The sequence below is a fragment of the Aquibaculum arenosum genome (genome assembly GCF_029222965.1).
GTDB lineage: Bacteria > Pseudomonadota > Alphaproteobacteria > Kiloniellales > DSM-21159 > Aquibaculum > Aquibaculum arenosum.
The window spans coordinates 1-10,186 of the sequence record NZ_JARHUD010000019.1; the positions used below are offsets into that span (position 1 = coordinate 1).

Here is a 10,186-nt window from a genome sequence, read left to right on the forward strand (position 1 = left end):
TGCAGCCGCTCCTCCACGTCAAACAATCCCGGAGCTTTCGCCATACCTTGCCTCCCCGCGCGTCCACCAGCCCAGTGAATCATAAACAGGCCAGCGCCGCGAGGTTAATAGAGGTGCCCAGCTGGCGACAGCCGGGAAAGGTAAAGGCGCGGGCATACCGACCCCGTCAGGCCAGCAGATCGCGCGCATGGAGCGCGAGCTGGCGGCGCTGCAGACGCAGGTCAAATCGGTCGAAGAAACCTATGGGGTCGACAATCTGCATCTGACGGTGGCGCGCGGCTATGTCGCCAAGCTTCTGGCCAATGGCCGGGTGGCGCGCTGGCTCGCCAGCCACCGCCAGGAATATCTCGGCGAGTTCCAGAAAATCGCCGAGATCGACACGCTGGCGCCGATCGCTGAGCCGGACGCCTGAGCAAGCAATGGGGACCCGGGCCCGATAAGCGCGGGGACCATGGGAGACGCCGCACTGTGGGGCGGATCGAGCATGGTGGTGGGAATGGCGGCGAACCCGCAGGAAGCCCACCAGGCTGGCCGCCATCAGGTCCAGCCGCCCCGCGGGAGCACCACAAGCTCCCGCATCACAGATCGGCGTGCCGGCGACGTTCTGGCACGCCGATCCTAATCTCAGCCCGCCAGTTCCAGATCCATCGGCTCTTCGCTCAGGATCAGACGGCGAAGCCGCCCCAGCATGTCGGTGCTGTTGGCCACGTCGATGCTCGCGGTCTCCAGGATCGTGGTGTGCCCCGTTATCGAAAACCGCCCCTGGACCGCTTCTTGCGCGCCAAGGCCAGGATGGTGGGGATAGAGCAGCGTCAGGCGCGGCGCGTCATAGAGCTGCGCATAGGCCATCATCTGATAGACATCGGCCTGCGAGACGCCCTGCTTGGGATCATCGATCCGCGCGGATATCCGCTTCCACTTGGTGTCAATGACATGGGTGACCCTGCTCCCCTGGCGGATCAGGATATCGGGTCGGGTCTGGAACAGGGCGCGTCCACTGTCCTGGGCGCTCAGGCAGAACAGCCGTCCGCCTTGCAGCGAAACAGTAAGCCCGGTACCTGCCAAGGCGCGGGCGATCAAGCGCCCCACATATTCCTCGAACAGCGCGTTCATCTCAAACAGCATGGCGGTGCCCTGGCCGGCGCCGCCTGTGGTCGTCTGATAGCGGTCCTGCAAAAAGAGCCGCGCCATGGCGAAGAGCTCCTGCCAGGCCCGGTTGGTGCGGTCGATTACAACCTGATCCCAGCGCAGCGCGGCAACCGAAACGTCGGTAATATCAGCATAGACGAAGGCCAGCTCGCGCAGGCGCTGCTGGTTGGCGGCGCGCCGTGAGAGGCGCGCCAGGCGCAGCACTGCAGCTTTCATGATCCGGTTGAGCGGTGTGTCTTCGGACAAAAGATCGAAGCGGCAGGCAAGGCGCGAGGGATTGACCGCGTGGCGGGTGAACTGGCGGGTGATGTCGAGCTGACCGCGCAAGGTCGGCAGATCGTCTTCGCAAGTGATATAGCGGCGCGGCATACCCTTGCGCAGAGCTTCGGTCAGCTTGTCGCAGAAGATGCGGATCAGGATTTCGAGCAGGGTCTCGCGCTGCCAGGCAAGATCGGTGATGACGCCCAGGTCAATTTTCAAATCCAGCGCGACGGCCAGCATATGCACCAGTCGCTTACGGATCGCTGCATTCTGGTGATCGGTTGTTTCACCGGGCGCCACATCGATCTTGGGCAGGATCTCCAGGCTCGCATCGCCCGCTGCCAGAATTCCGACCACGCCGCGCGCGCGCAAGGCATGCCGGCCATGTTCGAGCACGCCGCTGCCGCCGCGTCCGGCAAAGGCCGAGCGAGCCGCCAGTGCCGCCAGCTTACCGGCATAACCGTCGGGAATCTGCCCCGCGCCTTCGCCGTAGGCGAGCTTGTCCCATTCCCGAACCGTATAGGCGGGCATCAGGCGGCAAAGTCCGAAAAATCGAAGCGCGCCTTGACGCTCCAGCGCAACTTGTCGCCGCTCAGCTCATCGTCGGCAAAACCGGCCGGCGCCGTCAGCCGCCGCGCTTCGAGGAAATGGGAGCCATTGGTGCCGTCGCCATCGCCCAGCACCGCGGCGACTTTCGACCAGTCCTCGTAAAAATACTCCGCCAAGAGCGGGATGACCTTATGGCGCATGACGTCTTCAACATCGGCGCGGCCACGACAACTGGTGAAATAGGCGTGGCCGATCTGGTGTTCGCGATCGAAGAGATATTCGATCCGCTCGTTGATCGTGTGCAGCAGCTTGCACAGGTCGATCCCCTCGAGATTTGCGGCATCAAGCCCTCGCGCCGCCAGCGCCCGCCGCAGTTCCTCAACGTCGGGCATCAGCTCGCGGAAGGTGAAGCGGCGGCGCAAGGCAGTGTCGAGCAGCGCGATTGACCGGTCCGCCGTGTTCATTGTGCCGATGATATGTAGGTTGGCCGGCACGCCGAATTCATCTCCCGAATATGGCAGATGTACTTTGAGCGCATTTGCCTGACCCAGGCGCTTATCGGGTTCCAGGAGCGTGATCAGCTCGCCGAACACCTTGGAGATATTGGCCCGGTTGATCTCGTCGATGATCAACACGAAGGCTTCGCGTTCGGAATCGGCGTTGGCCTTCTTATTCGCGCTGTTCATGTAACGCTCTAGGGCCGGAATATTGAGGCGCTCCTTTCTCAGCGAGTAGAGCGACCGCATAGTGAAATTGCCGTCGTAGATTTCAGTGACCGGCACGCCCGCGGCATCGTGCCATAGCCAGCGAACCGCGCGCCGGTGGCCATAATTGCCCTCCGGCCGCGGATGATATTCGTAGGGCCCGGTCACCGCGCCAATGGCGCGGACCAGCCGATTGCCCTTTGACACGACGATAATATCGCCGGTTTTGAGTCGATTGCGAAACGTGTCGGTAATCGATACCTGGCCCGATTGCAGCGTGACTGGACCTTCGATCTTGCCCTGTGCTTCGCACGTTTTCAGGATTTCCTCGGCGCTAGCGTATTTTGGGTCGCTCCAATCGATATCTTCCCAGCTCAGCAAGGTGTAGCCGCCCTCGATCGCTTCTTCGAACAGCTCTTGATCGCCGGCACTGGAGCCCACCGACATCTTGTAGATCTGGCGACCATCGATCGTGATCCGGTTGCCAGTCGCGGCCTTGTCCAGGCCGGTTTCGGCACGTTTGGCGATGCGCCGGAATATCCCGGGCACAGTCTCGAGCCGGAAGCCCGCAGAGGCAGCTTCCTCATCATCGTCGGATCCTGTCATGGGCTGCCGGCCCTCGACAAAATCCTCATAGGCCATCGATTGGTGAAATGTGACGAACTCGATCCGGCCTTCGCCGGCAAGACGGTGATACTCGGCCATCAGCGTGTCGCGGTCATCGCGCAGTGGTTCGGCCGCCGCGTCGCCCATACAAAGCCGCACCGCCTCCCAGGCTGTAGCATAGGTCTTGCCGGTCCCGGGCGGGCCGTAAAGGATGAGATTGGTGGTCGCCGGCATCGCAGTGGTGGGTTCAAAGGTCATGGTTTGGTGCCCTTCCGCTGAGGCGAGCTGATAGGTGAAAACGGTAGAACTGCTAGGATTTGGCAGCGTGTGCGCGGGCGCGGGGACATTGGCGAGCTTCTGAAATTTCTCGCCGCCGAGCGCGCTGCAGATCGCCGGGAACGCGTCGCGTAGCCCCATGTCGCGGCCAAGATCACCGGCGCGAATTGCAATGTCTGCCGCGCCGTTCTCACGGGCAGGTTCGACATAATAGTTTCGCGCACAGAGCCGGATGCGATCTGCGTCGCGGATCAGATGCTCGTAGCGCTCCGGCGGGGTGACCGGTGCGTCATCGGCATCGACGATGATGTAACCCGCATTGTGGAGCTGGGCGGCGGCATCGGCCTTCTGTCCCCATCCGCCATTGAGCTGCGTTTTGCCGCGCAGGAAGCCAACGATCGGCTTGGACGGATAGACGCGGCTCGGCCGCGCCCGTGTCGAGCGCACCCAATAGTCACGCGGCTCGCCAAAGGCCTCGAAGACGGCGGCGTGCTCGCCCGACTGGCGGTAGCTGTCATAGGCGTCCATCGCCGCCTCGATTGCATCGCGCGAAAAGGTCGCCGCATCTTCTTCCTTGTAGTTGTGGACGATCCACAGCGCGCTTTGCACGTCGATCATGTCGCGCGGCGCCAGACCCCGGTCCGCAAAAGCGGCGCGCACGGCCTGCATGAAGCGCCATTCGTCGCGATAGGTGTCGGCCATCGACGCATGATCGGGAAAGCGGCTGCCAACCGCTTCGAGCCAGAGGTCCTGGCGCACCGAATGGCGGATATAAATGCCTTCGTCCGGAGCGAGATGGAGGAGCAGGAATTCGGCGATCTGGCGCGCCGGATCGGGCTTGCCGTCTGGGACGGCCGCAATCCACGCGTCAACAAAGGACTGCAGCGCCGAGGCGTGACCGTCCGCTGCACCAAGCGCGGCGTCGACAAGCGCGCGCAAGGCCGGCCAGAGCTGCTCGCGATCGGCGTCGCCTTTGGGCGACATCGGCCAATAGGCGCGCCATTGCAGCAGATTGCTTTTGGCCAGCGCGGTGTTGACGGCATCAGCCAGTTCCTGGTCGGAACCGGCCTGTTCGATCGCCGTCCTGAGCTCCGCCGCAATCGCCAGCTTGTAAGTCCGCTCCGCCTCGTCGAAATGAGGATCGGGCGGATCGAAACGGTCGAAGGCGGGAAAGAAATGGCGTAGCCGCTCGATCCAGCGCGTGATCGCAGCCGGATTGAGCATCAGCGCTTCGCCGGACTGCAACAGCACCGCGATCAGCCGGCGCAGGGTTTCGGCGTCTTCAATCCTCACGACAAAGCAGTCAGCGTCGCCAAAGGACCAGTCGCGGCTGAGAGCGGAATGCCGACCGCCATCCTTCATGCCGCGCTGATAAGGACGCAACTCGGTGGCAAAGCCATTCGCCTCGACAGAATCGCGCCATCTTATGTGCAGAAAGACGTTGGATGGATTCTGGATTTCCCAGACGAGCCGCTCGCCAGGGCCATATTCAAGCGACACCATCTTCTTGGTGATACCCGCGCCGGGACGGAGTCCCGAGCTGCGCAACACGTCGAAAAGCGCTCTTCGCAGTGGAATGGAGCCCTCGCGCTCATTTTCATCGAGGCGCGCCTCGAAATTCTCCCACATTCAAACGTCTCCAAACTCAGGCAATGCGCATAGCGTGTTGACGAGGCGCATCTGTTCAACTGTGTTGCATTTTGCTTCGCGCAGCCGCGGTGCGCCGAAGACGAGCGCCAGGCCTTTGGCGCGCGAGACAGCGACATTGATGCGGTTGAGCGAGAACAGGAAATCCATGCCGCGCGGGGTTTCCTCGACCGAGGAGGCGGTCATGGACACCAGACAGACGGGTGCTTCCTGCCCCTGGAATTTGTCGACCGTGCCGACACGAATGCCAGCGGGCAAGGCGTCCTGCAGGGCATTGACCTGTGCATTATAGGGCGCAACGACGATGATATCGGCGGGCTCAAGGGCGCGCGTTGTCCCATCCTTGTCGGTCCAGCTTCCCGAGAGCAGATCGTCGATCGCAGCCTGAATGGCAGCGACTTCCTCGGCTGCGATCTGGGCATTGCCCTCATGGACGACCGGCGCCCAGAAAGCACCAGCTTCAGGAAAGCCCGTCCCGCGGACTGCCTGGACGGCTGTATCGGGCGCGCTAACGAGCCTGCCTTCATAGACCTGCCGCGAAATAAACCTGCAGACATCGGGATGCATGCGGCGCGAGACCGGCAGGAAGATGCCGCGATCGGGCGGAATGGTGGCGTGCTCGCCCAGCATCCATTCGAGACAGGAAAGGTTGGCCGGATCGGGATGGGCACCCTGGATGACCTGCGGCAATTGCCGCGGATCGCCGACCAAAACGATGTTGCGCGCGCAGCGCCCCATGGCGACCATATTGGCCAGCCCCACTTGCCCGGCTTCATCGATGAAGAGCCAGTCGAGCGCCTGCTCGTGCTCGGATCGGGCAAAAAAGAAGGCGGTGCCGCCGATCACATGGGCGCGGCTCCAGAGGGAATTGTCATTGGCCGTCGAGCGGATGACGCCGGTACAGTCGTCCGGATAACCGTCTTCGCCGCTGCTGACCTTGTGGCCGATGCACAGGCCCGGGACAGCATCGTCATCATCTTGCGCGGCAAGACACCCCATCAGCACATTGCGGATCGCCTCATGGCTGTTCGAGGCCACGCCAACACGGTGCCCCTGGCGCACCAGCGCAAGGATTGCCCGTGCGGTCACATAGGTCTTGCCGGTTCCCGGCGGCCCCTGGATCGGCAGCACGGTTCCATCCATTGCGGCGATCGCCGCGATCGTACCGGTCAAGGGATCGGCGCCATCGAGCAGATCGGCGCGCGGTCCCGTCACCAGACGCGGGGCCGTGCGCGCCAGCAGATCATCGAGCGCGGTCAGGCGGCGCGCACCGCATTGATCGTCGATCACATCGCGCAGGGCCGTGGCAATGACGTCCGTATTAAGCGGCCAGTCGGGGTGGAGCGTCAGGCGTTCGGTCAAAAGATGCGCCTTGGCCGCCCCCGCCTTGATCGCGATGATCCGCTCGGAGCGGTCGAGCTCTTCGATGCTGACAGTGGCCGGCGGCCCGTCAATGACCGGGACCGTCGCTTTGCGGCCGGCCCGCAGCTTGGTCTCCTGGAGCGGAAAGCGATAACGGCGCAGCACCGAGCGTTTGACGGGTTCTGCCGGATCAATGGCTTCCAGACCGGCCAGTGCATCGAGATCGTCGATCAGCTCGTCCTCGTCCTTGCCGGCGCTGTCGAAGACCGCCCATTGCGCAGGCTTGGCCTCGCGCTTGTGAAACAGGCCGAGGTTGAACAACATGTCTTGCCGCTCCTGCGGCAGACCGGATGCGGCAAGCTTCGCGCGCAAGGCCTGCGTATCGGCGTCTTCCTCGACTTCCTTGTCGCCGGCATCCACTGCCAGTATCGGCCAGGGCGCAGCGGGGCGGATGCTCACCAACCAATCGCGCAGCTCCTCGGTCGAGATACAGTCGATGCGGTTATAGTCTTCGATCTCGTCGAGGATCGTTTTTTCGCCGGTTTCGCGCCAGCGCTCATAGGCCACGACCGAGCCGCCGGCAGTTTTGACCTCACCTTCGCGCACCCGGCCATAGAAGGCTTCCATCGACTTGATCGAGTAATTGGCTTCCGAGCCGATCAGCGCGCCGCGCACCACCGCGAAAAGATCGACAAAGCGCCGCTCGCGCAGCAGGCGATCGAGAAAAGCCTCGCCGATTCCATACTGTGTGGTCAGCCGCCGCAAGGCGGTGATCTCATAGGGCGCATAGTGATAGATGCGCGCTTCGGGATGGGCCGCGAGCCTTTGCCGGAAAAACTCCAGAAGGCCCGCCAAAGCCCGTGCTTCGGCGCCGTGATCATGTGCCCAGAAAGCCTTGAACTGGCCATCGAACCAGACGCCGTGGAGATATTCGAGCCCGCCTTCGTAATGCGGATCGCCCTCAATATCGTAGAAAAGATCGCCCGGCTGCGGCGCGGGCAAAAGATCAAAGCCCTTGCCGGGTTCGGCCTCGCGCAACTCGAAGGCCGGCGCCCCGGTCTTGCGGGCGTGCTGCAGGCGCGCCTGCGTCACCAGCCGCGCCCGGGTGGTCTCGGCCATGCCGCGGATGGGCTGATCGAGCCCGGCCAACTGCTCCATGGTGGTGATGCCAGCCGCTTCGAGCTTCTTGACCTGGGTCCGGGTAATATTGGCGACGTTGAACAGGCTGTCCTCGGCCTGCCACTGGCTTTCGCAGTGATCGCCCCAGCGGCAAAGCCTACAATCGGCACAGGGGATCGGCCGGGTCGGCGCCGGGTTTTCGAGGAAAGCCTCGAGCCGCTGGCGCGCCATGCGCGCATAGGCCTGATAATCCGCGAGCCGTAGCTGCGCCCGGCTGCCATCCCCGAGTTCGACATGGGCAAATTCAGGGGCGACGCCCTGAATTTCCGTCAGCAAATCCGAGTAGAGCACCAGTTGCAGCACATGTTTGGGATGGGGCCGCCGCTTGAGCTTGGTGTCGGTGACTTCGTAGCTGAAAGGACCGAGATCGGACGGGCGCTCGACACGCTCGAGAAAGTCCGACCAACCGCCCCAATTGTCGCCCAGCAGCGCCCCCTGGAAGACGATCTGCGGCCCGCTTGCCAAAGCCGCCCGGGTTGTCCGCGCATTCTCGGCAAGGTCGGACCGGTCGATCTCAATCACCGACACATCCGATGCCTTGAGCTTGGCCAGATGAGCCGCTTCGTGGGCATCGCCCTGCTTCTGAAGCAGCGCGGCATCTTCGGTATCTTCGCGCGGTACTGGCCCCTTGCCATGCATATAGGCGAGATCGAGCGCGGTCGCGTGAGCGCAGCCCATGAACCGCATCAGATCTGATGCGGACAAGAGTATCCGATCCCCCTCAATAGTTCGCATTACCGCCCCCTCGTCGAACGCAATCTCCAACAAGACTTGCATCTCGACAGATTGCACGTTCAGCCATAGCGTGCGTGGGTGTCAATATCTGACATAGTCTGTGACCAGGATTTGCATCATGTCGTTCGCCAAGGCTCAGGACCTGATCAGGCTGGCGCGTCTGGCCGCCACGCGGCGGACGGGCATCGGCCTCGACGAGATCTGCGAGGAATTCGGCGTTTCGCATCGCACGGCGCAGCGCATGACTGATGCGCTGGAAACCGTGTTCACCAATGTCGAAGCGGTGGATGGTGACGACCGCCGGCGGCGCTGGCGTGTTGCCGACCCCATGCTCGACCGGCTTCAGACCCGCCAGGAAACGGCGGTCGAAGCGCTGGAGATCGCCGGCCGAACGGCGCGCGGCGATGGCCGGCTACGCCACGCGGCGGCCCTTGAAGACCTGCGCGACGGATTGCTGGCGCGCCTGACACCAAAGGATGCGCTGCGCACCGAAGCCGATGTCGAGGCGGTCCTGTTGGCAATGGGCTCGGTGACGCGCCCCGGCCCGCGCGTCAATCTGGCGCCGGCGGTGCTCGATGCCGTAATCGAGGGACTGCGCGGCCCGTTTCGTCTGCGGGTGCGCTACCGCGACGAGGTTGCACCCGAACGGATCATCGAGCCGCACGGGCTCCTGCTGGGGCATCGCAGCTATCTGGTGGCGCGCCAGCCGGCGCGCGGCGAGGACATGCTGAACTTCCGCATGGACCAGATCCTCAGCGCCCAGACCCTGGATGAGAGCTTCAGCCTGATGCCCGGCTTTTCGCTGGAGGACTATGCGGCGCAATCCTTCGGCGTCTACCAAGACCCGGCACAATATGACGAGGTCATCTGGCGGTTTGCGCCGCACGCAGCAGCAAGGGCGGCCGAATTCTGCTTTCACCCAAAGCAAACCGTTGAGGTGCAAGAAGATGGCGGGCTCATCGTACGCTTTCACGCGGCGGGCTGGCTCGAGATGGCGTGGTATCTCTATCAATGGGGCGATGCGGTCGAGGTTATCGCGCCCGAGGGGCTGCGCACGCTGGTCGAACATCACCGCAGGAGCGATTTTGGCGCCCTACCATAGGCAACAGGAACGAAAGCGGAATGACCACAAAAACGGGCCTCACCCATGCAGAACTGAAAACCAAGCAGCGCGCGATCCGCGACGGCTTTCCGGAAACGATGGGCCTGCGCGTCCATCGCGCTATCAGCTGGATCGGCCGCGCCGAGGCCTGCGGAACCGACGACGACGCAAAATTCATCTTCCTATGGATCGCGTTCAACGCCGCTTATGCCGACGAGGGCGAGTTCCAGACCATCCAGCCGGGCGAACGCGCCGCCTTCGCCGATTTCTTCGGAAAGTTGATCGCGCTCGACGAGCAGCGCCGCATCTATGATGCGATCTGGCAGCGCTTTTCGGGACCGGTGCGGCTGCTGATGGAGAACCGCTACGTCTTCAATCCGTTCTGGCAGCACCATAACGGGATTGCCGGCTATGAGGATTGGGAAGAGCGCTTCAAAGCCTCCTCGCGCGCCTTCGCGCAGGCCATCCAGAGCGGTGATACCAAGCGCGTGCTCAGCTGAGGACCTCTAACAACCGGGTTTGATGTTCTGAAGCAGCCAAGCCGCGCCGTGCTTCAGTATTGCGCTCGCCTTACCCTGCAGCCTCGGCGGGGCTATGGAGGTCGGCGGTCCTCTCT

At 63.1% G+C, this 10,186-nt stretch carries 6 protein-coding genes; 3 read left to right on the top strand and 3 right to left on the bottom strand.

The features are described from left to right. Positions 1–121: 121 nt before the first annotated feature. Entirely contained in the window at positions 122–412 is a 291-nt protein-coding gene (locus tag P2G67_RS16150; protein WP_275824340.1) for a plasmid partitioning protein RepB C-terminal domain-containing protein, read from the top strand. A 212-nt stretch (positions 413–624) separates the two neighbouring features. Here P2G67_RS16150 and P2G67_RS16155 read toward each other — a convergent pair whose 3' ends face one another. The 3 genes from P2G67_RS16155 to P2G67_RS16165 are packed head-to-tail and all read right to left on the bottom strand — an operon-like array spanning position 625 to position 8,438. Next, positions 625–1,941 (bottom strand): McrC family protein, encoded by a 1,317-nt coding sequence (locus P2G67_RS16155; protein WP_275824335.1) that lies wholly within the window; start codon positions 1,939–1,941, stop codon positions 625–627. Beyond that, complete coding sequence (locus P2G67_RS16160; RefSeq protein WP_275824336.1) at positions 1,941–5,174, bottom strand: DUF8426 domain-containing protein; 3,234 nt, start codon at positions 5,172–5,174, stop codon at positions 1,941–1,943. The genes P2G67_RS16155 and P2G67_RS16160 overlap by 1 nt, the downstream gene beginning before the upstream one ends. Beyond that, positions 5,175–8,438, bottom strand: coding sequence for a TM0106 family RecB-like putative nuclease (locus P2G67_RS16165; protein WP_275824337.1), 3,264 nt, complete (start codon positions 8,436–8,438; stop codon positions 5,175–5,177). Between the two features lie 148 nt (positions 8,439–8,586). On the opposite strand from P2G67_RS16165, the gene P2G67_RS16170 reads away from it, so the two are divergent. Beyond that, positions 8,587–9,570, top strand: a complete 984-nt coding sequence (locus P2G67_RS16170) for a helix-turn-helix transcriptional regulator (protein WP_275824338.1) — start codon at positions 8,587–8,589, stop codon at positions 9,568–9,570. 20 nt (positions 9,571–9,590) lie between these two features. Beyond that, on the top strand, positions 9,591–10,070 hold the full coding sequence (locus P2G67_RS16175; RefSeq protein ID WP_275824339.1) for a HEPN domain-containing protein: 480 nt from the start codon (positions 9,591–9,593) through the stop codon (positions 10,068–10,070). Positions 10,071–10,186 lie beyond the last annotated feature (116 nt).